Consider the following 22,335-nt stretch of genomic DNA (forward strand, 5'->3'; position numbering starts at 1 on the left):
CGACCGGTTGGAACTGCTCAACCCGACTCAGACGTACCGCGGCCGCCTTCCGGGGGCCGCAAGGGGAATGCCGAAGCGATGTCTGAGAAACGCATTGTCGTCATCGGGGCTGGGATCGGCGGATTGGCTGCGGCATTGCGCCTGGCGGCGCGCGGGTTGGATGTCACGCTGGTTGAACGCACCGCATTCCCTGGGGGCAAGATTCGCCAAGTCATGGTTGGAGCGGCGGCGATGGATGCCGGACCGACCGTGGTCACAATGCGGCCCGTGTTCGAGGAGCTGTTTGCCTATGCCGGCACCTCCCTGGACGCGCATGTGACGTTACGCCGCGCCGACATCCTTGCACGGCACGCGTGGAGCGAGGATGAGCGGCTGGACCTGTACGCCGACCTCGAGTGCTCTGCCGACGCCATCGGCCGCTTTGCGGGCGTCAAACAGGCGCTGCTCTTTCGCGCCTTCTGCGCGCGTGCAAGCGACATGTACCGGACCCTCGAGCAGGCATTTATCCACCGGGCCAATCCGACCCCGCTGTCGCTGGTGCTGGATTCCGGACTCTTCAATGTCGCCAGGCTTAGACCCTACTCGACGCTCTGGCGCGATCTCGGCCGCTATTTTCCCGATCAACGCCTGCGCCAGTTGTTCGGCCGCTACGCGACTTATGTGGGCTCATCACCGTTCCAGGCCCCGCCGACGCTCGGTATCGTGGCCCATGTGGAGTTAGCCGGTGTCTGGATGATTGACGGCGGCACCTACCGTTTACCGCAAGCGCTGGCAGCCTTGGCCGCCGCGCGCGGCGTCAGGTTTCGCTACGGGATTGACGTGTGTGCGATCGACGTCAGCCGGGGGCGGGCGCGCAGCGTTCAACTGAGCAACGGAGAATGCCTTGAAGCTGACGGTATCGTCTGCAATGCTGATGTGGCCACCCTCGCGGCCGGGTTATTCGGTCCGAATGTCAAGCGCGCGGCGCGTGCGACGCCGGTTGCGTCGCGCTCGTTGTCGGCGGTGACCTGGAACCTGTATACGCGGACCACGGGGTTACCGCTGGTGCGGCACAACGTCTTCTTCTGCCGCAACTATGCGGCCGAATTCGATGCCATCTTCAAGCGCGGTCGCCTGCCCGACGAGGCGACCGTCTACATCTGCGCGCAGGATCGCGATGATCTTGGCAACCTTTCAGTCGATGGCCGCGAGCGGCTGCTGTGTCTGGTGAATGCGCCGCCGCGCGGCGACCAGAAGCCTTTTGATTCCGTGGAGATCACTACATGCGAGGAGAATACAGTCAAACTGCTGGCACGTTGCGGCCTGAACCTGGCGTGGCAGCCGGAGAGCGCGGTCGTCACTACACCGATGCAGTTCAACCGGATGTTCCCGGCGACGGGGGGCTCCCTGTACGGGCGGGCCTCACACGGATGGCGGGGGCCATTCAGCCGGTCGGGGGCGCGCAGCCGGGTGCCGGGGCTCTATCTGGTGGGGGGGAGCGTGCATCCGGGTCCGGGGATGCCGATGGCGGCGATCTCCGGTCGCTTGGCCGCGGAGGCCGTGCTGCAGGACCTGACTTCGGTGTGAGCGTCGGTCCCCGGGGCTATGCCTGGTGGTATGTCGATGCGCTGAGCGACGACGGGCGCCACGGGTTGACGCTGATCGCATTCGTCGGCAGCGTGTTTTCGCCGTATTATTTCAGAGGCCGCCGTCGCGGCCTGGACAATCCGCACGACTATTGCTCACTGAATGTCTGTCTCTACGGCACACATCGGCGTTGGACCATGACTGAGCGGCGGTCGAAGGCGGTGATCCAGGAAGCCGCCGCGCTGACCATCGGGCCGAGTGCGCTGCGTTGGAACGCCGATGGCACGCTGACCATCGCTATTGACGAAATCGGCACGCCACTGCCGCAGCGGGTGCGCGGCCGGATCCGCGTGACGCCGCTGTTCGTCAATGAGCGGGCCTTCACCCTCGATAGTAACGGACGCCATCAGTGGCGCCCGATCGCGCCGAGCGCCCGCGTCGAGGTCGAACTGTCCCGGCCAGACCTGAGTTGGAGCGGTCACGCCTATTTCGATCGCAACTGGGGCACCGAGCCACTCGAAGATGCCTTCGTTTACTGGGACTGGTCGCGGGCGAGTATGGGGGAGGAGAGTGCGATCCTTTATCACGTCGACCGCCGCAGCGACGGGCCGCTATCGCTGGCCTTGCGGTTCGCAGCCGACGGCACCTTAAGCGAATTCGAGCCGCCGCCGAACCACCGCTTGCCGCGCACACCGATCTGGCAAGTTGCGCGCAGCAGCCAAGCCGATGCAGACCATCCGCCGAAGATTGTCAAGACGTTGGAAGACACGCCATTCTACTCGCGCTCAGTGATCGCGTCACACCTGCTGGACCGGCCGGTTACCGCCGTGCATGAGAGCCTGTCGCTGGACCGTTTTCGCTCGCGCTGGGTCCAGCATCTGCTGCCTTACCGCATGCCCCGGCGCTGACGCCGAGGCCTGAGCGCCCGGCGGCTTCGTCGGGTTGGGGTCGCCGCCTGAGTGTGTCGTTGGCGCGCAGGTTCGCCGCTGGCGGGAGCGGAGGGTGACAAGGCGTAGGGACCCCCGCGCGGGCGATCCGCGGCGTTGCCGCGGATCGGCCCAAGCGCCAAGGCTAGGGTAGCTGATCAAGTCCGAATTGCGATGGCCCCCGGGGCTGATCGCGCTGCCTACGCAGGGCCAGCGGCGCAATCGCCACCAGTGCCGCCAACAGCAGCGCAATCTCGATGCCATAGACCAGTCGATAAGCGAGCGAGGGAGCGATCAGCGATCCTCCGGCCATCCAGCCGCTGAACAGGTCGCGCATCGAACCGCCCAAAGCAATCGCGACACCTTGGCAGGTCGCTTGCACCGCCCCCCAGGCGCCCAGTGCCAGACCGGCGTGGCCCGTCTCCGCCAGCCCCATGGCCGCGGTCAGGGTACCCACGCTAAACAGCCCGGTGCCCAGTCCGAGCAGTCCGGTACCGATCCGAAATACCAGGGGCGAATCGACGGTGGCGGCGAAGATGACGAGGCCGAAGCCGGGGATACCGATCAGCGCGCCGGCGGCGGCAATGCGGAACGAGTCGCCGCCGTGGCTCAATAAATAAGCCGACAGCAGAAAAGCAGTCAAGCCGCCCCCCGCCAACAATGCGGTCAGCGACGTCGTCTGTGCCACCGTCAAGCCGAGGACCTGCGCGCCATAGGGCTCAAGCAGTATCTCCTGCATGCTGAAGGCGGCGGTGCCCAGTCCGACGGCGATCAGCAGCCGACTGGCGAGGCCGCCGCTGAGGAAAGCCTGCCAGGTTTCGCGAAACGGCGGGCGCGGGATGTCGGCCACCGCCCGCTTGAGATCGATGGCCTCCTGTTTCCAGGCCGCAGCCAGACAGAGAAGGATCGATGCCAGGGCCGCGCCGTGGACGACCTCGACCAGTCTCTGGTGCGAGAAATTCTCGAGCAAATGCCCGAACAGCAGGGCCGCGCCGACCATCGAGAGTAGCAGCGCCGCATAGAGCAACGCGACCACGCGCGGGCGCTTGGCGACGGGCGCCAAGTCCGTCGCCAGCGCCAGGCCCGCGGTCTGTACCGTATGCATGCCGGCACCCACCATCAAAAACGACACGGCGGCCGCGATTTGTCCAACGATGAGCATCTTGTTGGTCGGGTCGGACAAAATCAGGATCGAGTAGGGCATGATGGCGAAGCCGCCGTACTGCAGCATACTGCCCAGCGCGATGTACGGCACGCGACGCCACCCGAACGCCGAGTGATGATAGTCGGAGCGATGCCCGATCAGTGCCCGCAGCGGTGCGAACACCAGCGGCAACGCGACCATCAAGGATACCAGCCACGTGGATACGTGGAGTTCGACGACCATGACACGATTGAGGGTGCCGTACAGGAGGACCATCGCCATGCCCACGGCGACCTGAAACAGCGACAGGCGCAGGATTCGGAGCAACGGAAGCTCCGCAGAGGCCACGTCTGCAAAGGGCAGACGCACCACGAAGTCAACAAATCGACTCATAGCCGCTTATCTTGGTCAAAACGTAAGGGTAACGGCTTCGCGTGCAAGCGTCAACGGTGTTTGCAGCTCAGGCGACGCGGCCTGGCAGCCGTCCCTTCCCTGTCGGCACCGGCGCGGCCCGACCGCGTAGGGTCGCGGCCGCCGCGCCCTGGCCGGTGTCGCGCAGGACCGTGGTGAGGGCGGGGAGCTGAGGGCGGGGAGCAGTGCCCGCCGCATCCGCAGGTTGGGGGGAAAGTGGATTGACTGGGTGGGAGCAAATGTCTATCTTACCTGACACATGCAAATGTCAACCGACAAGTACAGATGACTCCGAATCCGTCCACGAGAGGGCCTACCATGGAACCGACGCAGCGTATCGAGCAGGCACTGGAAGCGGCTATCGTCTCCGCCCAGGGGCCGGGGTGTCCGCCCGGCTTCGCCCAGGCCTTGAGGTACTCGGTATTTCCCGGTGGGGCACGGATCCGCCCGCGCCTGTGTCTGGCGGTCGCCTGGGCCTGCGGCAACAGTGACCCGGAGACGACGGACGCCGCCGCCGCTGCGATCGAGCTTCTGCATTGTGCCTCGCTGGTGCATGACGACCTGCCCTGTTTCGACGACTCCACCCTGCGGCGCGGCCGGCCATCGGTCCACTGTGCCTATGGGGAGCGACTCGCGGTGTTGGCCGGGGATGCCCTGATCGTACTCGCCTTCGAGATTGTCGCGCGCCGGATCATCGCGGCGCCGGCCAACGTCAGCCGGGTCATGGCCACGATCGCCCGCTGCACCGGTGCGCCGGTCGGCATTTGTGCCGGACAGGCTTGGGAGTGCGAGTCCGAGGTCGTGCTGGAGGATTACCACCGCGCCAAGACCGGGTCGTTGTTCGTCGCCGCCACCGTAGCCGGGGCCGAGTCCGTCGGGGCCCCGACCGAGTCCTGGCGTCTGGTCGGCGAGCGTTTGGGCGAGGCCTATCAGGTGGCGGACGACTTGGGTGATGCCATGGCCTCCAGCCGTGAGATGGGCAAACCACTGGGGCGCGACAGCTCGCTGGGGCGCCCGAATGCCGTCCAGGAGTTGGGTATCGAGGGTGCCGTGAGGCGGCTCAAGGATCTGGTCGCCAGTGCGACCGATGCCGTTCCCGCCTGTCCCGGGGCGCCCGCCCTCCAGGCGCTGATCGCCGCCGAGTCGCGGCGGATCTTACCGGAGGAACTCGCGCGGCTCGCCGCGTGATGGCGCCTGTGGGTTCGGCTTGTCCGGGCCATGGGCCGCGGGCGTGCGCACACCAGCGCAGCACTCACCGCGCTGCTGAGCCGGAGCGGCTTCGCGAGGGTGCGCGAGGTCTCCAGGCGCCGCCCCTGCGGCCGCGCCGCCTGGTCGCCCGTACCCGAGGATTCGAGTGTCAATACTGGTTGACATCCGATGCAGTAAGGCTAGACTGACACAAGTTTCGCGGGCCGCCATTTTGGCCGCCCCCGCGTCCCCCCGAATCGCCAGAGACGACCGAGCACCCGAGTGAATATCACAACCACCGCCGTGGTCTTCGCGCAGCCCGGGCAATTGCGCCTCGAGCGGCTCGAACTCACGCCTCCCGGCCCGGAGGACGTGGTGGTCGATATCGACTGGAGCGGCATCAGCACGGGCACCGAGCGCCTGCTCTGGACCGGGCGCATGCCCAGCTTCCCGGGGATGGGCTATCCCCTGGTCCCGGGATATGAGTCGGTGGGTCGGGTCGCCATCGCGGGCGCTCGCTCCGGGCTCCAGGAGGGCGCGACCGTGTTCGTGCCGGGCGCCAACTGTTACGGTCCGGTGCGCGGGCTCTTCGGCGGGGCCGCGGCGCGCATCGTGGTCCCGGGTGCGCGCGTCGTGCCGATCGCGGCGGCCCTGGCCGAGCGGGGCGTGCTGCTCGCCTTGGCCGCGACGGCCTACCACGCCCTCGCGGCGTCCCCGGCGCAACTGCCCCAACTCATCGTCGGACACGGGGTCCTCGGGCGCTTGATCGCACGGCTCACCCTGGCGCTGGGCGGCGAGCCGCCGGTCGTCTGGGAGACCGACACGGGGCGCGCCGACGGTGCCGTCGGCTATTGCGTGTGCCATCCGGACGCCGATACCCGTCAGGATTACCGCGCCATCTATGACGTGAGCGGCGACGCGAGCCTGCTCGATCGGCTGATCGCCCGGCTGGCGCCGCAGGGGGAGATCGTGCTTGCGGGCTTCTATAGTGAGCCCCTGTCCTTCCTGTTTCCCCCGGCCTTCAAGCGCGAGCCGCGGCTGCGGGTGGCAGCGGAGTTCAAGGAGCCCGACCTGCGCGAGGCCAAGGGGCTGGCCGAGTCCGGGGCCTTGTCGCTGGATGGCCTCATCACCCACCGCCACCCGGCCGCGGAGGCCGCGCTGGCCTATCCGACCGCCTTCGGCGATCCCCGTTGCCTCAAGATGATCCTCGACTGGAGGCCAGACGCATGACCATTCCCACCGGCCAGACCAGCCCGGTGCTCGCCCAGCGCGACCTAGGCGAGGGCCAGAGCGGCGCGGGTCGGCCCCAGGGTGCCGCCGTGGCTGCGCCGACTCCCCTGACCGGCCGCCAGACCCAGATCATCGCGATCTACGGCAAGGGCGGGATCGGCAAGAGCTTCACCCTTGCCAATCTCTCCTACATGATGGCCCAGCAGGGCAAGAAGGTCTTGCTGATCGGTTGCGACCCCAAGAGCGACACCACGACACTCCTCTTCGGCGGGCGCGCCTGCCCCACCATCATCGAGACCTCCAGCAAGAAGAAGGCAGCCGGGGAGCCGGTGCGCATCGGTGATGTCTGCTTCAAGCGTGACGGCGTCTACGCGATGGAGCTGGGCGGACCTGAGGTCGGCCGTGGCTGCGGCGGGCGGGGCATCATTCACGGCTTTGAGTTGCTCGATAGCCTGGGCTTCCACGAGTGGGACTTCGACTATGTCCTGCTCGACTTCCTGGGTGATGTGGTCTGCGGTGGCTTCGGCCTGCCGATTGCCCGTGACCTCTGCCAAAAGGTCATCGTGGTCGGCTCCAATGACCTGCAATCGCTTTATGTCGCCAATAATGTGTGCAGCGCCGTGGACTATTTCCGCAACTTGGGCGGCAACGTGGGCGTGGCCGGTATGGTCATCAACAAGGACGACGGCACCGGCGAGGCCCAGGCCTTCGCCCAGGCGGTCGGTATTCCGGTGCTCGGCTGCATCCCCGCCAACGAAGAGATCCGTCGTAAGAGCGCGAGCTACCAGATCGTCGGCGCCCCCGGCAGTACCTGGGGCCCCCTGTTTGAGGCCCTCGCGCTCAACGTCGAGCAATCGATTCCCCAGCGCCCCACACCGCTGAGCCCGGAAGGTCTGCTGGACCTGTTCAAGGCTGACGACGTCGGTCGCCATGTAGTCTTGGAGCCGGCCACGATCGAGGACATGCGCGGCAAGGCCTATGCGCCCAAACCGTCCCTCGAAGTCATCTACGACGACGCCTGAGAGATTCGACCAACACGCGCTGAAGAGCCCGCAACTCCAGGCGCAGAGACCGACATTACATAATGACCCAGACCCTGATCAAGTCCGCTGCAACCGCCGAATCCGATCGCCCCGTGGGGGCGCCGGAGGGTTTTGGCGGTCTGCGGTCCCAGGATCCGGGAGCGGTGTCGATCGGCGGCCGCGGCGCCACCAAGGCGCCGTCCAAGGCCCCGATGGTCGGTGCCCATGACCAGCCCCAAAGCATGTGCCCCGCCTTTGGTTCACTGCGTGTGGCCTTGCGGATGCGGCGCACGGCCAGCGTGCTGGTCGGCTCGGCGTGCTGTGCCTATGGCCTGACCTTCACCTCGCATTTCTACGGGGCGCGGCGTAGCGTCGGCTATGTCCCTTTCGACTCGGAAACCCTGGTCACCGGCAAGCTCTTCGAGGACGTCCGCGAGGCTGCCTACCGGCTCGCCGACCCGGAGCGCTACGACGCCGTGGTCATCATCAACCTGTGCGTCCCCAGTGCCTCCGGGGTGCCGTTGCGGCTGCTGCCTGAGTCGATCAACGGGGTGCGCATCATTGGTATCGACGTCCCCGGGTTCGGTGTGGCGACTCATGCCGAGGCCAAGGACGTGCTGTCCGCCGCCATGCTGCGCCGGGCGCGGCAGGAGGCCGAACTGGGTCCGGTGCAGGCACCCCGCGGCGCCCGTTCGACGCGCCCGACCGTGGCCCTGATCGGTGAGATGTTCCCGGTCGACCCGGTGACCCTGGGCATGTTGCTGGAGCCCTTGGGCTTGGCCGCCGGACCGGTGGTCCCGACGCGCGAGTGGCGTGAGCTCTATGGGGCGCTGGCCGGGGTCGCCGCCGCCGCCATCCATCCCCAGTACACGGGCGTATGCAATGAATTCGCCGTAGCCGGTCGTCCGGTCGTCGGCTCGGCCCCGGTCGGTTACGAGGGTACCGCGGCCTGGTTGGAAGGCATCGCCGCCGCCTGCAGCGTGAGCGCGGCCAACCTGGACAGCGCCAAGAACCGCTGGCTGCCGGCGATCAAACAGGCCCTCGCCGGGTCCCCGATCAAGGGCCGCATCACCCTCTCAGGTTATGAGGGGTCCGAGCTCTTGGTCGGCCGCCTGTTGGTCGAGAGCGGCGCCGATCTGCGCTACGTGGGCACGGCCTGCGGGCGGACCCAGTGGTCCGCGCCAGACTGCGACTGGCTGGAGTCGAAGGGCGTGCGGGTTCAATATCGCGCGACCCTGGAGCAAGACCTGGCGGCCATGGCCGAGTTTGCCCCCGAGTTGGTGGTCGGGACCACGCCGGTGGTGCAAAAGGCCAAGGAGGCCGCGACTCCGGCACTCTATTTCACCAACCTGATCTCGGCGCGTCCCCTGATCGGCCCGGCCGGTGCCGGCTCGTTGGCGCAGGTGATCAACGCCGCCATGGCGAGTCGCCCCCGCTTCGCGGCCATGGACGCCTTCTTCGGCGCCGCGGGCGAGCGGTTTGCCGCGGACCTGGGCGCGCGTGCACCTGGTGGCTTCGGGACCGGCGCCGCGATTGCGACAGAGGACCTGGCATCATGCTGATTCAGGACCTCGATCGGGCCGGTGGTTATTGGGGGGCGGTCTACGCCTTCTGCGCCGTCGATGGGCTCCAGGTCATCATCGACGGCCCGGTCGGGTGTGAAAACCTGCCGGTCACCGCGGTCCTGCACTATACGGACGGCCTGCCGCCACACGCCCTGCCGGTCGTCGTGACCGGTCTTGGGGAAGAGGAGTTGGGCCAAAAGGGCACCGAGGCCGCGTTGCGTCGCGCCCATGGGACCCTGGACCCTGACCGCCCTACGGTGGTGGTGACCGGTTCCATCGCCGAGATGATCGGCGGTGGCGTCACCCCCAACGGCACCAACATCCAGCGTTTTCTGCCGCGCACCATCGATGAAGATCAATGGCAGAGTGCGGACCGTGCCCTGTTCTGGTTGTGGACCCAATATGGCGGACCGGCGAATGCCAAATCCAAGGGCGGCCCCAAGGTGCGCAGGCCCGAGGCTAAGCCGCGGGTCAATATCGTCGGCCCCATGTATGGCACCTTCAACATGTGGTCGGATCTGGCCGAGGTCCGTCGCCTGATCGAGGGCATCGGTGCCGAGATCAACCTGGTCTTTCCTTTGGGGTGCAGTCTGTCGCAAATCGCGCACTTGCGCGACGCGGATGCCACGGTTTGTATGTATCGGGAGTTCGGCCGCCTGTTGTGCGAGGCCTTGGACAAGCCCTACCTACAAGCCCCGATCGGCCTGCATACGACGACCCGCTTTCTGCGTAGTCTGGGTGAATTGTTGGGCCTCGATCCGGAGCCCTTTATCGCCGCGGAAAAGCGCACGACGCTCGCCCCGATCTGGGACCTGTGGCGCTCGGTGACCCAGGACTTTTTCGGCACCGCGAGCTTTGGCGTGGTCGCCACCGAGACTTACAGCCGTGGCCTGCGGCACTATCTGGCCGATGAACTGGGCCTGCCTTGCACCTTCGCGGTTGCCCGTCGTCCCGGGGTCAAGCCGGACAATGATGCGGTGCGTCGCCAGGTGCAGGAACAGACCCCGCTGATTGTCTTCGGCAGCTACAATGAGCGGATGTACCTGGCCGAGATCGGGGCTCGGGCCGCCTATATCCCGGCGTCCTTCCCGGGTACCATCATCCGCCGCCACACCGGCACGCCCTTCATGGGCTATAGCGGCGCCGCCTATCTGGTGCAAGAGGTCTGCAACGCACTCTTCGACGCCCTGTTCCATATCCTGCCGCTGGGCTCGGATCTCGATCGAGTCGATCCGACACCGGCCCGCGTCTATGAGGAATTGGCCTGGACCGATGACGCCAAGGCGGCGCTGGATGCAGACCTGGAGAGTCAGCCGATCCTGGTGCGCATCTCCGCCGCGAAGCGCCTGCGTGATGCGGCCGAGCAGGCGGCGCGCAAGGCCGGGGAGTCGGCGGTGACCCTGGAACGACTGCGCCGTGTCCAGGGCCGGGTGCTGGAGGACCTGACGGCATGAACGGTCCGCAATCGAATTTGCGTGGCATTGCCGATGCCGACCCTCGGGCTCCCGTCGCCGTGCAGGCGAAAGGTGCATCAATCAAATACGTAAGTCGTGCGAAACCGCACAGGAGTCGCCATGATGACCGCTCTCAACCACGCCCCCGCACTCTGCGCGCAGGAGCGTCGGCAGTACCGCTTGCTGTTCTGGGTCATCTTTGTGGTTTTCCTGATCATCACCCCGCTGGCGCGGCTATTGCCGGGCCGGTGGCGGCCTTGGCCGCCGGTCGGCGACGCACGCCTGCCCCTGATCGCGGAGGCGCGAGCGGTGACCCATCGAATTCTGCCGTTCGCCTTTCTGTGACGTCCAGTGATGGGACTTGGTTCCTTAGCTGACCCCGGGCAAGTAGCGAGATGCGACGTCTTGCGCCGCATCTCATTGATTCGCGCGGCGACGCGCGTTAACGGCCGCAAGGCCACTTTCATGATCTGGAGGTAATTTCCATGGCCGAAAACACCAAGAGTCAGAGTGGACTCTCTGATGACGAAGCGAAGGAATTTCATGGCTTCTTCGCGTCGAGCATGGGCGCCTTTGTCGGCGTCGCGCTGTTTGCCCATATCCTGGCCTGGGCCTGGCGCCCCTGGCTGTAGTCCAAAGACCGTCAACGTCAATTCAACCGTATTAGGAGCTAACCAATGACCGCATCCGTGCAAGCAGACCTGTACAAGGTTTGGAAGATCTTCGATCCGCGCCGTACCCTGATCGCGCTGTTCGCCTCCCTGGGTGTCCTCGCCCTGCTGATCCACTTGATCCTGCTCAGCACCGCCAACTTCAACTGGCTCGACACCGCCTATGCCGTCCCGCCGGTTTCGCGTCCGGTCGTGGTCAGGGCGCCCGTCGCGCCGAAGGCTGCGGTCGCGGCCCCGGCTGCGGCGAAGGCCCCGGTTGCTGCCCCGGCTGCGGCGAAGGCCCCTGCTGCTGCCCCGGCTCCGGCTGCTGCCCCGGCTGCGGCGAAGGCCCCGGTTGTGGCGGCTCCCGCTGCGGTCGTGGTCCCGGCACCGGCGAAGTAGCGTCCATCGCCAAGGGCGGCGGACGGGGGATTGGTGCACTATCTCCCGTCCGCTCCGGGCACCGCGGGGATGTTGTCGCAACGGCAACTCCTGACTAGAGGGTTGAACCATGGCCATGCTGAGTTTTGAGAGAAAATATCGCGTTCGTGGGGGAACGCTGATCGGCGGAGATCTCTTTGACTTCTGGGCGGGGCCGATCTATGTCGGCTTCTTTGGCGTCACCGGGATTTTTTGCGCCGTTTTAGGTACCCTATTGATTGTTTGGGGGGCGGCCATGGGGCCGACCTGGAATCTGTGGCAGATCAGCATCGCGCCGCCGGACCTGAGCTACGGGCTCGGGATGGCGCCGATGGCGGAAGGGGGTCTGTGGCAGATCATCACCATGTGCGCCATCGGCGCCTTCGGCTCTTGGGCGCTCCGCGAGGTGGAGATTTGTCGCAAGCTGGGTATCGGATACCATGTGCCTGTCGCCTTCAGCGTTGCAATTTTCGCCTACCTCTCCCTGGTGGTGATTCGGCCGTTCTTATTGGGGGCTTGGGGCCACGGCTTCCCGTATGGCATTCTCAGTCACCTGGACTGGGTGTCGAATACGGGATACCAGTTCCTTCACTTCCATTACAACCCGGCACACATGCTCGCCATCGCCTTCTTCTTCACCAACGCCTTGGCGCTGTCCATGCACGGGTCGCTGATTCTTTCGGTGGTCAATCCGCCGAAGGGTGAGGAGGTGAAGACGTCCGAGCACGAGAACACCTTCTTCCGGGATGATGTCGGCTACTCTATCGGCGCCCTGGCGATCCATCGGCTGGGCCTGTTCCTGGCCCTGTCTGCCGCCTTCTGGAGTGCCGTGTGTATCATCATCAGCGGTCCCTTCTGGACCCGCGGCTGGCCGGAATGGTGGACCTGGTGGCCCAACCTTCCGATCTTCGGCTGATCCTGGAGTACCACTATGGCTGAATACCAAAACATCTTTACGACGGTGCAGGTGCGCTCACCGGCCTATCCTGGGGTTCCCCATGATCAGGGCCACCGTGACCGGATCGGCAAACCGTTCTTCAACTACTGGGTGGGTAAGATCGGCGATGCGCAGATCGGACCTATCTATTTGGGTACCAGCGGGGTTTTCGCGGTGATCTTCGGCTTCGTCGCCATCGAGATCATCGGCTGGAACATGGCCGCTTCGGTGGGCTGGAGTCCCATCAAGTTCGCCCAGCAGTTCTTCTGGTTGGCGCTGGAGCCCCCGGCCCCCGAGTATGGGTTGCACATTCCTCCCCTGGCCAAGGGCGGCTGGTGGCTGATCGCGGGGTTCTTCCTCACCATGTCGATCCTGCTCTGGTGGGTGCGCACCTACCGGCGCGCCATCGCCTTGGGGGTCGGCACGCATATGGCGTGGGCCTTCGCGGCGGCGATCTGGCTCTATCTGGTCATCGGCTTCATCCGCCCCTTGATGATGGGTTCCTGGTCCGAGGCACCGCCGTTCGGCATCTTCCCGCATCTGGACTGGACCGCGGCCTTTTCCATTGCCTACGGCAATCTGTACTACAACCCGTTCCACATGCTCTCGATCGCCTTCCTGTATGGCGCGGCCCTGCTGTTCGCCATGCACGGTGCGACCATCCTGTCGGTGAGCCGCTACGGTGGTGACCGCGAGATCGACCAGATCGTGGATCGCGGGACGGCCGCGGAGCGGGCCGCGTTGTTCTGGAGATGGACCATGGGCTTCAACGCCTCGATGGAATCCATCCATCGCTGGGCCTATTGGTTCGCGGTGTTGGTCGTGATCACGGGCGGTATCGGCATCCTGTTGACGGGCACCGTGGTGGACAACTGGTATCTGTGGGGCATCAAGCACGGGCTGGTTCCGCCCTACCCAGTCGTCGGCGTGCCGGTTCCCGATCCAGCCTCACTCCCGGGAGCACTGTAATGAGAACGACGGTTTTTTCAACGCATAAGGCGCTGCCCCTGGCAGCCGTCGGCTTGGCCCTTGTGGTCGCCGGGGGGTGCGAGCGTCCGCCCCCGGAGAGTACGCAACTGGGTTATCGCGGGGTCGGTCAGAATGCCTTCGTCAATCCGCGGATTCTTGCGGCCCAGGTCGCGGCGAATGTAGCGCCGGAACCGCAGCCGCCCGCGGCGCCGGTCCCGGTGACCGCCGGGTCGGTGTACAAGAACCTGCAGGTCCTGGGTGACGTGCCGATCACGGAATTTACCCGGCTGATGCTCGCCATCACCGAGTGGGTGGTGCCGAAGGACCAGTGGGTGGACGGCCAGGGCTGCGTCTACTGCCACGACCTCGCGGTGATGGAGGCGGACACCAAGTACCAGAAGGTGGTCGCGCGCTCGATGTTCCAGATGACCCAGCGTGCCAACCGGTCCTGGGGCGCCCATGTGGCTCCCAGCGGGGTCACCTGTTACACCTGTCATCGCGGCAATGCGATCCCGCAGTATGTCTGGACGACGAACCCCGGCGAGAAGCCGCGGGCCAGCGGCTATGTCGGTCTCCAGAACCGGCTGTCGCCGGTCCCGGCCTTCTCCTCGCTGCCGTACGATCCGCTGACCACGTACTTCGATAACGACACCTCCATCGCGATCACCCCGACGGGCGCGGTGGCCCCGGTCGAGCCGAAGACGGTCAACACCATGAAGGGCGAAGGTACCTATGCCCTGATGATGTACATCTCCAAGGCGCTTGGAGTCGGCTGCAACCACTGCCACAACAGCCGCCAGTTCGCGGACTGGGCGCAGAGTTCGCCGCAGCGGGTACAGGCTTGGTACGCCATCCGGATGGTGCGCGAGGCCAACAAGGCATTCATCATGCCGCTCAGCCCCATCCTGCCGGCCTCGCGCAAGGGTCCCCTGGGTGATCCCATGCGGATCGCTTGCGAAACCTGCCATCAGGGGGTCAACAAGCCGCTGCTAGGGGCACCGATGCTCAAGGACTATCCGGAGCTGGGCCCGTTGAACGACCCGGCGGCGGCCCCGGAAGCGGTCGCGCCCGCGGCGGTTCAAACCGGTGTTGATGAGGGTGTGGCGACCGAGGCCAAGGTGACTGCTCAATCAGTGACTGCGGCAGGGGTGATGTAGACTCCGTATTGTTGTAAGATGCAGATCGCCGGGGAGCCAATCCCCGGCGAAGGCCCCGAGAACACGGGGGCAGGGGCTGGCCGATCGGGCCGGCGTGCTCTGGACCGCTGGGATTTCGGCGGTGTGGAGCGGTAAGAAGTAGTCGTGGCCGTCGGCCACGGCAACCTAGGTCGCGCTTCGTGCGCGGAAACGGCCGTTACGGCCAATGTCATATCTGGAGTGTAATTCAAATGGCTGAAAACAAGAGCTTTGGCCTTTCGGGGCTGACGGAAGACGAGGCGAAGGAGTTTCACGGGTTTTTCTCCTCGAGCATGACGGCATTCGTTGGTGTCGCGGTGGTTGCTCACATCCTGGTTTGGGCTTGGCGCCCCTGGCTGTAAAGCCCGGTTCGCCGTCCAACCCCTTTAACCCACTGGAGATTCAACATGCATAAGATCTGGCTGATCTTCGACCCGCGTCGTTCCTTGATCGCGCTCTTCGGCTCCCTGGCGGTGCTCGCGCTGCTGATCCACCTGATTCTGCTCAGCACCGCCAACTTCAACTGGCTCGACACTGCCTACGCCAAGGCGCCGATCTCGCGCCCGGCCCGGGTGGCCGTAGTCAAGGCTGCGGCTCCTGTGGCAGCCCCGGCCCCTGCGGCGGTGATCAAGAAGTAGCAGACGAGACTCGCGGGACGGCTCGGTCAGGCTCGGCGACGATCGGGCCGACGCGCCCCGCTGGTGGGTCTTAGCGCAGACGAATTGTGAGCCGGAGCGCCTTATCGCAGGGCTCCGGTCTTTTTTCGTGAGGCGGTTTCCCTTGTCAATGCGCTCGCCCGGTTACTACGCCGTTTTGGAGATGACAACTTGAAGGCAGCGATCGTCCGGCAGTCGACTGGTGATGGACCGGCGTGTCCCGGGCAACAGGATGCCTTGGAGCGCGTGGTCTTGGTCGATGCCGATGACCGTGTTCAGGGAGAGGGGGACAAGCTCGACGCACACCGCCTGGGTCAGCTGCACCGGGCGTTCTCGATATTTATCTTCAATGCGAGGGGTGAGGTGTTGCTTCAGCGGCGCGCGGATGCGAAGTATCACTTCGCCGGCCGCTGGTCTAACAGTTGCTGCGGGCATCCGCGCCCCGGTGAGCCAACCGCAAGGGCCGCGGTGCGCCGTTTGGGGGAGGAACTCGGATTCCAGACCCCCTTGTCCGAGCAGATGCAACTGGTCTATCGGGCGCAGGACCCAGAGTCTGGACTGATAGAACACGAGTATCTGCATGTCTTCCGTGGGCGCTATATGGATGATCCGCGCCCCGATCCGGCCGAGGTCGGCGCTTGGCGCTGGACCTCGGTGGGTGCGGTGAGACGGGGGTTGGTGAAATCCCCGCACCTTTTCACACCCTGGTTCCAACTGATCGTCGAACGGGTCTTGGATGCCGCTGCGGCCGAGTAGCATGAAGGTCATTACCCGCACGCTCAGACTCGCGACCGTCGATGCAATCGCGTTGATCGATATTTCCGCCGACGTGGATCGCCTGTTTCAGGCGTGCGGGCTGCGCGATGGCGTATTGACCTTGATGTCCCCCCACACCACGGCCCATATCAATCTTAACGAGCGCGAGCCGCAGTTGCAGCAAGATATGCTGGATTTCCTGATGCGGCTGGTCGCCCGTGACGGCGACTATCGGCATAACCGCGCGCCGGTCGACGGCCGGGACAACGCCCATTCGCACCTGATGGGACTGCTGATGAACGCCACTGAATCCGTGCCCTTCGCGGACGGCAAACTCCTGCTGGGCGCTTGGCAATCGGTCTTTTTCGTGGAACTGGATGGCCCGCGGGCAGAGCGCCAGGTCCACTTGCAGTTTCTCGGCCAATGATCCCGGCGGACCTGCCAGGCTTTTTCGCCCGTCGCGCGGACCTGGACCCGGCGGACTATATCGAACTCGACTACGCCTTCGAGTGCTACGGGGACCCACGCGCCGCCGCCGCCCACCTGTGCAGCGAGCAATCGACCGCGCAGTGGCACCGCATCGGCATCGACGAGGATTTTCGCCCCCGTTTCGGCGCAAAGGTCCTCGATCTGCATGTGGAGGGTCAGCGCTCCGCCCCGAGCTACCCGACGGCCTCTGCAAGTGCCGCGGCCGGACCAGGCGCGGTCTCTGCCTGTCGCGTCACCATCGCGCATCCGCACGGGAACTTCGGCCCGCGCCTCCCCAACCTGCTCTCGGCGGTGGCCGGTGAAGGGGTGTTTTTCGTGCCGGGCATACCGCTGATCAAGCTCTTGGATTTGCGGATGCCGGACGGCTTTCTAAGCTCCTTCTCCGGTCCCCGCTTCGGCCTCGACGGCATCCGCGACCTGCTCGGCGTCCACGGCCGCCCCATCTTCTTCGGCGTCATCAAGCCCAACATCGGACTCCCGCCCGAGCCCTTCGCCGAACTCGGTTATCAGGGTTGGCTGGGTGGGCTCGACGTGGCCAAGGACGATGAGATGCTGGCAGATGCCCCCTGGTGTCCCCTGGACCGGCGGTCGGCCCTGCTGGGGGAGGCGCGGCGGCGGGCCGAGGCAGTGACGGGGGTGGCCAAGGGATACATGGCCAACATCACCGACGAGGTGGATCGGCTGCTCGAACTTCACGACTTGGCGGTAGCGAACGGCGCGAACATGTTGCTGATCAACGCCCTGCCGGTGGGCCTGAGCGCCGTGCGGATGCTGAGCGGGCACGCGCGGGTGCCCCTGATCGGGCACTTCCCCATGATCGCGGCCCTGAGCCGCGTGCCGGGTTACGGGATTCACACGCGGGTACTGATCAAGCTCCAGCGGTTGGCGGGACTGGACGCAATCGTCATGCCCGGCTTCGGGGGGCGCATGGGGATGGACGAGGCCGAGGTCCTGGACGGGGTCGCCGCCTGCCTCGACCCCATGGGGCCGATCGCGCGCAGCCTCCCGATCCCCGGCGGGAGCGACTGGGCCGGGACGCTCGAGGGGGTCTACCGGCGGGTGGGCAGTGTCGATTTCGGCTTCATCCCCGGGCGCGGGGTCTTCGGCCATCCGATGGGGCCGACCGGCGGTGCGGCGAGTCTGCGCCAGGCCTGGGACGCGATCGTCGCGGGGATCGCTATCGAGCAGTACGCGCGAACCCATCCCGAATTGCGGGCGGCCATCGACGCCTTCGGGGGCAAAGCCTGAGTCGCCGGGCCCCGGCAACGGCGTCGCCGGTGCAGGGGCTTGGCTTCAGCTTTGGGGTGGGGGCGCCGCGCCGTCGCCGGGCGGCGGCCGGTGCTCCTTGCCTTGGTCCCCCTCCTCGCCGCGGCGCGGCGACGCGGTCTGGGACCTCCAGAACCAGAACAGCAGGCCGACGACGAACAGCAGTTCGATCAGGCCGGATAGGTCTTGTCCTGACATTGCCCGACTTCTAAGCAACGAGCCAAACGCAATCGTTGTCGTTGTCGTAATCGTAATCGCAGAAGCGATGCACTACATAACCTCGATTACGACAACGACAACGAAAATGGCGCTATAGGCAGTCCCTAATGCAATTGCTTAACCATTAGTGAACTGCTCCTAATCGACGGACATGGCTTCGGGCGCCATCGCGGACAGACCGGCGCCCTGCCAGGCCGATTGGTTACGACGTTGCCGATCGCGCTCCTCCAGCCGCGCAAAGAGATCCAGGACCCACACTACGCGACTCTCGATCGTGGGGGGACTGGCCGGAAGGGCGGGGGGATTGATGGACACCGGCTTGACCGACTGTGACCCGACGGGCTGCGACAGAGGCTGAGCCCTGACCGCCTCGACCAGGAACAGGGTCTCGGCCAAGGGCGGCAGGGCAACGGTCCGGCGGGGGAAGGCGGCCGCCAGCACCCGCGGGAGCAACTGTGCCTTGCGGCGAGGGGAGACCACGGCGCGGCTACATACCGAGTTCCAACCGCGGCGACCGACCTCATGACCGATCTCGGCATAGAGGTGACGCGCGGCCCCGATCCCGGCGCGGCAGCGCAGCGGCAGACCGCCGATCCCCTGATCGGCGCGGGCGTACAACCCCTCCGCGGCGTCGATCAACCGCGCAACCACGCGTCCCAAGGCGGGGCTCCAGACCGGGTTGGCCAGCCAGGCGTCCGGGTCCAGCCCCTCTTCGCGCAGCCACTGGCGCGGCAGGTAGAGCCGGCCGTTGGCCGCATCTTCCCCCACGTCCCGGGCGATGTTGGAGAGTTGCATCGCCACACCCAGATCACAGGCGCGGGCGATGAGGTCCGGGTCGCGCACGCCCATCAGGAGCGTCATCATGGCCCCGACGGTGGCGGCCACGCGCGCGGAATAGGCATAGACCGACGAGAGGTCCTCGTAACAACGACCCTCCGCGTCCCATGCAAAACCTTCGATCAGGGCATCCAATAGAGTACGGGGAACGGCGAACTGTTGGACCACATCGGCGAGGGCGCGGTCCGCGGAAATCTGCATGGGGCGGCCGGCGTAGACTGCATCGAGGCGCTGACGCAACGCAATCACCGCGTCATGGGGGCGGTCGGCGAGGTCGATCTCGTCGTCGGCGATGCGGCAGAAGGCATAGAGTGCCGTGGCCGGTTCATAGACCGAGCGCGGCAGCAACAGCGACGCGGCGTAAAAGGACCGGGAACCCCCGCAGAGCAGGTCGCGGCAGGCGGCCTGGTCGGCGGGGGTCGAGAAGCGAGGGCTAAGCGAAGGCTGTCGCATTGGGGACCACCGTATCGAGTACACGGGCGGATGATATGACGCCGGGGACGCCGGCGCCGGGATGGGTACCGGCCCCCACCAGATAGAGGTGACGCACCTCCTCGCTGGCGTTGTGGGGGCGGAACCAGGCGCTTTGCCAGAGCACGGGCTCCAGGCTGAAGCCGGCGCCCTTGTACGAAAGGAGCCGGTGTTTGAAATCGAGTGGGGTAGTCACCCTGGAGGTGACCAGATTCTCGGACAGCCCCGGCAGCAGGCTCTGCTCCAGATAGGCGCAGATCGCCTGGCGGTAAGGCTCGGCCTGGGTCTCCCAGTCGGTACCGCTATCCAGGTTCGGGACCGGGGCCAGGGCATAGAAGGTGTCGCACCCGGGCGGCGCCACCGAGGGGTCGGTGGCGGTGGGGCGATGCAGGTAGAGGCTGAAGTCTTTGGCCAGCACCTTGTGGCCGAAGATGTCTTTGATCAGTTCGCGGTAGCGCGGACCCATGAGGATCGTATGGTGCAGTACGTCGGGATATTGGCGGCGGGTCCCGAAGTACCAGACAAAGAGCCCGTTGGAGTACTGCGAGCGTTTGATCCGCCAGTCCGGCCAGCGGCGGCGTTTGATCGAGGGCAGGAGGTGCTTGTAGGTCCAGGCGGGGTCTGCATCCGAGACCACGATCGCGGCGTCGATCTCCTCCCCGTTCGTCAGCCGCACCCCGCGAGCGGTGCGCTCGGTGGTCAGGATCTCCGCCACCTCGGCACCGCACCGGACCTGATTGCCCTGGCCCTCGATCAGACCGACTAAGCCCTGCACGATGGCGCCCGTCCCGCCGATGGTCGAATGCACGCCCCATTCCCGCTCAAGGTATGAGATCAAGGCATAGATCGAGGTCGCCGTGAAGGGGTTGCCGCCGATCAGGAGCGGGTGGAAGGACATGATGGTCCGCATCCGCGGGTCCTTGATATAGGAGCACACCAGGCTGTAGACGCTGCGATAGCTCTGGAGCTTCAGCATCGGCGGGATGATCCGCACCATGTCCATGAAGGAGCCGAAGGGCTTGTGGGCCAGTTGCTCGAAGCCGACGCGGAAGATCGCCTCGCTCTTCTTCAGGAAGCGCTCGTAGCCTTCCAGGTCAGCGGGGGCGAAGCGCAGGATCTCCGCGTGGATGCGCTGCGGGTCACCGCTGTAGTCGAAGTGCTCGCCGTTGTCGAAGCGGATACGGTAGAAGGGCTCCATCCGCCGCAGTTCCACTTCGTCCGCGAAGCGCTTGCCGCACAGTGCCCACAACTCATCGAGCAGGAAGGGGGCGGTGATGATGGTAGGACCCGCGTCGAAGCTGAAGCCGTCCTGGTGATGGACATAGGCACGGCCCCCGGGGGCATCCAGACGCTCCAGCACCGTCACCCGATAGCCGCGCGCCCCGAGCCGGACCGCGGCCGCCAGGCCGCCGAAGCCGCTGCCGATGATCACCGCGTGGGGTTTGTGCGTCTGCGACTGGGAGGCGGCAGGCTGGGGGACGCTCGGGGACGGGACTGTCAACTCAGATGTACTCTGCGTGGTGTCAAGACTGGTTGACAGTATAGCATCCGGGGGCCTGGTGTCGCCTCATTTCGGGCCGCTGATCGTACTATTCCGAGGGTTCGACCGTCGTCCCGTGGGCGCCGGGGAACTGCGATGCGCCACCGCGTGTCGTAGCCGAACCGGCTGACACTAAAGGCTCGGCGCTGATGCCGCGTTTGTCGCCGCCCATGGCTCCCGCACAGGAGGCCGAGGCTCTCGTGGCAGTCGCGCAGCGACGCTGTGGGAGCGGCTTCAGCCGCGACGGGCTGCGCGGCGAACCCCGGCTGACGGCCCTGGAAGGAACCTCAGCCCGTAGGGTCCGCTGCGCGGATCAGCGACTCCCCGTCCAATAGGGCGGCCGAGTTTATGTGATCAGTGCCCGTTCGCGCGACCGGGACAGACGATGACCCCGAACGCCAGGCCCCTCACGCAAACCTCACCTCGGCCAGTCGTTCCGACGTCTCCCATAGCTGGGCGGCGACCGGGCCGTCCAACGCCTTGGCAGGCATCGTGGCCGTTCCGGGTGGGCCCTTGAGTTCGCGCCACCCCGTCGGCCCGTAAAACCCGCCGCCGCGCGCCTGCGGCGCGGTCGCGGCGAACAGGATCGGCAGTACGGCCAGTGGGGCCGCCGGGCTGAGCGGCAGCAGCAGCGGCTTCGCGATCCGCCAGAGCACCCCGAGTAAGCCGCGTGAGGCGGGTCCGTTGCTGATAATGTCAGTGCGGGCGTAGCCCGGATGGGCCGCCATGCCATCGATCCCCCAGCCTGCGGCCTCGCTGCGGCGCTGCAATTCCAATGCGAACATCAGCAGTGCCAGCTTGGTCATGCCATAGGTCTGGAACGGGACATAGGTCAGTTCCGACTGCAGGTCGGTGAGATCGATCGAATCCAGGCTCGCCGCCAGGCTGCTGACGTTGACCACGCGGGCGCCGGGGACGCCCCGCAGCAGCGGCAGCAGCCGGGCCGTCAGGGCAAAATGACCGAGATAGTTGGTGGCAAACTGCAGTTCAAAGCCATCGACGGTCAGTTGCCTGTCGGGCGGTGCCATGATCCCGGCATTGTTGATGAGTAGGTCGATACCCCGTCCCGCGGCGAGCATCGTCTGCGCAAAGGCAGCGACCGAGGCGAGCGAGGCCAGGTCGAGCCGCTCGAAACGCACCGTTGCGCCAGGGTGGGCGGCGCGCAGGCGTGACACCGCCTGAGCGCCCTTGCCGTCGTTGCGACCCGCCAGCACGACCTCGGCACCCACCGCCGCCAGCGCGAGTGCCGCCTCATAACCGAGGCCGCCGGTGGCGCCGGTAACGACGGCGAGCCGCCCGCTTTGCGACGGGATCTTGTCGGTGGTCCAGCCCATCATCGATTGATCTCCCGAATAGAGGTGTGCCACGTTACGGCGAATTCCCGGGCCTTGCACTGACATTTGGTCCTCGGTCATCGTTGCGCCAGCCGCCCGCAACCTTGTGC

The 22,335-nt window shown here is 66.0% G+C and carries 23 protein-coding genes; 18 read left to right on the plus strand and 5 right to left on the minus strand.

The window, feature by feature from the left end:
• Nucleotides 1–78: 78 nt before the first annotated feature.
• Entirely contained in the window at nt 79–1,566 is a 1,488-nt protein-coding gene (gene crtD, locus THSYN_RS31325; protein ID WP_100922996.1) for a 1-hydroxycarotenoid 3,4-desaturase CrtD, read from the plus strand.
• On the plus strand, nt 1,563–2,474 hold the full coding sequence (locus THSYN_RS31330; RefSeq protein WP_100922997.1) for a carotenoid 1,2-hydratase: 912 nt from the start codon (nt 1,563–1,565) through the stop codon (nt 2,472–2,474). The genes crtD and THSYN_RS31330 overlap by 4 nt, the downstream gene beginning before the upstream one ends.
• 163 nt (nt 2,475–2,637) lie before the next feature.
• Here the strand turns inward: THSYN_RS31330 and THSYN_RS31335 are convergent, their stop codons facing one another.
• Nucleotides 2,638–4,029 carry a BCD family MFS transporter gene (locus THSYN_RS31335; RefSeq protein WP_100922998.1) on the minus strand — a complete coding sequence of 464 codons (1,392 nt, stop codon included), beginning with the start codon at nt 4,027–4,029 and terminating at the stop codon, nt 2,638–2,640.
• Nucleotides 4,030–4,365: 336 nt separating this feature from the next.
• On the opposite strand from THSYN_RS31335, the gene THSYN_RS31340 reads away from it, so the two are divergent.
• The 16 genes from THSYN_RS31340 (at nt 4,366) to THSYN_RS31415 (ending at nt 17,806) form a co-directional block, all read left to right on the plus strand.
• On the plus strand, nt 4,366–5,235 hold the full coding sequence (locus THSYN_RS31340) for a polyprenyl synthetase family protein (protein ID WP_100922999.1): 870 nt from the start codon (nt 4,366–4,368) through the stop codon (nt 5,233–5,235).
• Nucleotides 5,236–5,523: 288 nt separating this feature from the next.
• Nucleotides 5,524–6,465 carry a chlorophyll synthesis pathway protein BchC gene (gene bchC / locus THSYN_RS31345; RefSeq protein WP_100923311.1) on the plus strand — a complete coding sequence of 314 codons (942 nt, stop codon included), beginning with the start codon at nt 5,524–5,526 and terminating at the stop codon, nt 6,463–6,465.
• Nucleotides 6,462–7,487, plus strand: coding sequence for a chlorophyllide a reductase iron protein subunit X (locus tag THSYN_RS31350; RefSeq protein WP_100923000.1), 1,026 nt, complete (start codon nt 6,462–6,464; stop codon nt 7,485–7,487). Before bchC ends, THSYN_RS31350 begins: the two co-directional genes overlap by 4 nt.
• A gap of 62 nt (nt 7,488–7,549) precedes the next feature.
• Nucleotides 7,550–9,049 carry a chlorophyllide a reductase subunit Y gene (gene bchY / locus THSYN_RS31355; protein ID WP_100923001.1) on the plus strand — a complete coding sequence of 500 codons (1,500 nt, stop codon included), beginning with the start codon at nt 7,550–7,552 and terminating at the stop codon, nt 9,047–9,049.
• Nucleotides 9,043–10,506 carry a chlorophyllide a reductase subunit Z gene (bchZ, locus tag THSYN_RS31360; RefSeq protein WP_100923002.1) on the plus strand — a complete coding sequence of 488 codons (1,464 nt, stop codon included), beginning with the start codon at nt 9,043–9,045 and terminating at the stop codon, nt 10,504–10,506. Before bchY ends, bchZ begins: the two co-directional genes overlap by 7 nt.
• A 120-nt stretch (nt 10,507–10,626) precedes the next feature.
• Nucleotides 10,627–10,851, plus strand: a complete 225-nt coding sequence (locus THSYN_RS31365) for a hypothetical protein (RefSeq protein ID WP_100923003.1) — start codon at nt 10,627–10,629, stop codon at nt 10,849–10,851.
• 140 nt (nt 10,852–10,991) lie between these two features.
• Nucleotides 10,992–11,138 (plus strand): light-harvesting antenna LH1, beta subunit, encoded by a 147-nt coding sequence (gene pufB / locus THSYN_RS31370; RefSeq protein ID WP_100923004.1) that lies wholly within the window; start codon nt 10,992–10,994, stop codon nt 11,136–11,138.
• 45 nt (nt 11,139–11,183) lie between these two features.
• A complete protein-coding gene (gene pufA, locus THSYN_RS37560; RefSeq protein ID WP_418219962.1) occupies nt 11,184–11,558 on the plus strand; it encodes a light-harvesting antenna LH1, alpha subunit in 375 nt (124 codons plus the stop codon).
• Nucleotides 11,559–11,667: 109 nt separating this feature from the next.
• Nucleotides 11,668–12,492, plus strand: coding sequence for a photosynthetic reaction center subunit L (gene pufL / locus THSYN_RS31380; protein ID WP_100923005.1), 825 nt, complete (start codon nt 11,668–11,670; stop codon nt 12,490–12,492).
• Nucleotides 12,493–12,507: 15 nt separating this feature from the next.
• Complete coding sequence (gene pufM, locus THSYN_RS31385) at nt 12,508–13,482, plus strand: photosynthetic reaction center subunit M (RefSeq protein ID WP_100923006.1); 975 nt, start codon at nt 12,508–12,510, stop codon at nt 13,480–13,482.
• Complete coding sequence (gene pufC, locus THSYN_RS31390) at nt 13,482–14,639, plus strand: photosynthetic reaction center cytochrome PufC (RefSeq protein ID WP_100923007.1); 1,158 nt, start codon at nt 13,482–13,484, stop codon at nt 14,637–14,639. The genes pufM and pufC overlap by 1 nt, the downstream gene beginning before the upstream one ends.
• A gap of 230 nt (nt 14,640–14,869) precedes the next feature.
• The gene (gene pufB / locus THSYN_RS31395) at nt 14,870–15,019 is read left to right on the plus strand and encodes a light-harvesting antenna LH1, beta subunit (RefSeq protein ID WP_100923008.1); all 150 of its coding nucleotides are present in this window, start codon (nt 14,870–14,872) and stop codon (nt 15,017–15,019) included.
• A gap of 45 nt (nt 15,020–15,064) precedes the next feature.
• On the plus strand, nt 15,065–15,295 hold the full coding sequence (gene pufA / locus THSYN_RS31400; RefSeq protein ID WP_100923009.1) for a light-harvesting antenna LH1, alpha subunit: 231 nt from the start codon (nt 15,065–15,067) through the stop codon (nt 15,293–15,295).
• Between the two features lie 264 nt (nt 15,296–15,559).
• Nucleotides 15,560–16,069, plus strand: coding sequence for an isopentenyl-diphosphate Delta-isomerase (idi, locus tag THSYN_RS31405; protein ID WP_418219968.1), 510 nt, complete (start codon nt 15,560–15,562; stop codon nt 16,067–16,069).
• A gap of 1 nt (nt 16,070) precedes the next feature.
• The gene (locus tag THSYN_RS31410; RefSeq protein ID WP_100923011.1) at nt 16,071–16,496 is read left to right on the plus strand and encodes a secondary thiamine-phosphate synthase enzyme YjbQ; all 426 of its coding nucleotides are present in this window, start codon (nt 16,071–16,073) and stop codon (nt 16,494–16,496) included.
• The gene (locus tag THSYN_RS31415) at nt 16,493–17,806 is read left to right on the plus strand and encodes a RuBisCO large subunit C-terminal-like domain-containing protein (protein ID WP_100923012.1); all 1,314 of its coding nucleotides are present in this window, start codon (nt 16,493–16,495) and stop codon (nt 17,804–17,806) included. Before THSYN_RS31410 ends, THSYN_RS31415 begins: the two co-directional genes overlap by 4 nt.
• Before the next feature lie 45 nt (nt 17,807–17,851).
• On the opposite strand, the gene THSYN_RS34580 is transcribed toward THSYN_RS31415, so the two are convergent.
• From THSYN_RS34580 to THSYN_RS31430, 4 genes are all read right to left on the minus strand, one after another.
• A complete protein-coding gene (locus THSYN_RS34580) occupies nt 17,852–18,022 on the minus strand; it encodes a hypothetical protein (RefSeq protein WP_157818073.1) in 171 nt (56 codons plus the stop codon).
• A 159-nt stretch (nt 18,023–18,181) separates the two neighbouring features.
• Complete coding sequence (locus THSYN_RS31420) at nt 18,182–19,333, minus strand: phytoene/squalene synthase family protein (protein ID WP_100923013.1); 1,152 nt, start codon at nt 19,331–19,333, stop codon at nt 18,182–18,184.
• On the minus strand, nt 19,314–20,852 hold the full coding sequence (locus THSYN_RS31425; protein WP_236849054.1) for a phytoene desaturase: 1,539 nt from the start codon (nt 20,850–20,852) through the stop codon (nt 19,314–19,316). Before THSYN_RS31425 ends, THSYN_RS31420 begins: the two co-directional genes overlap by 20 nt.
• A 446-nt stretch (nt 20,853–21,298) precedes the next feature.
• The gene (locus THSYN_RS31430; RefSeq protein ID WP_236849055.1) at nt 21,299–22,228 is read right to left on the minus strand and encodes an SDR family oxidoreductase; all 930 of its coding nucleotides are present in this window, start codon (nt 22,226–22,228) and stop codon (nt 21,299–21,301) included.
• Between the last annotated feature and the right edge of the window lie 107 nt (nt 22,229–22,335).

It is taken from the genome of Candidatus Thiodictyon syntrophicum, assembly GCF_002813775.1.
GTDB classification, from domain to species: Bacteria; Pseudomonadota; Gammaproteobacteria; order Chromatiales; family Chromatiaceae; genus Thiodictyon; species Thiodictyon syntrophicum.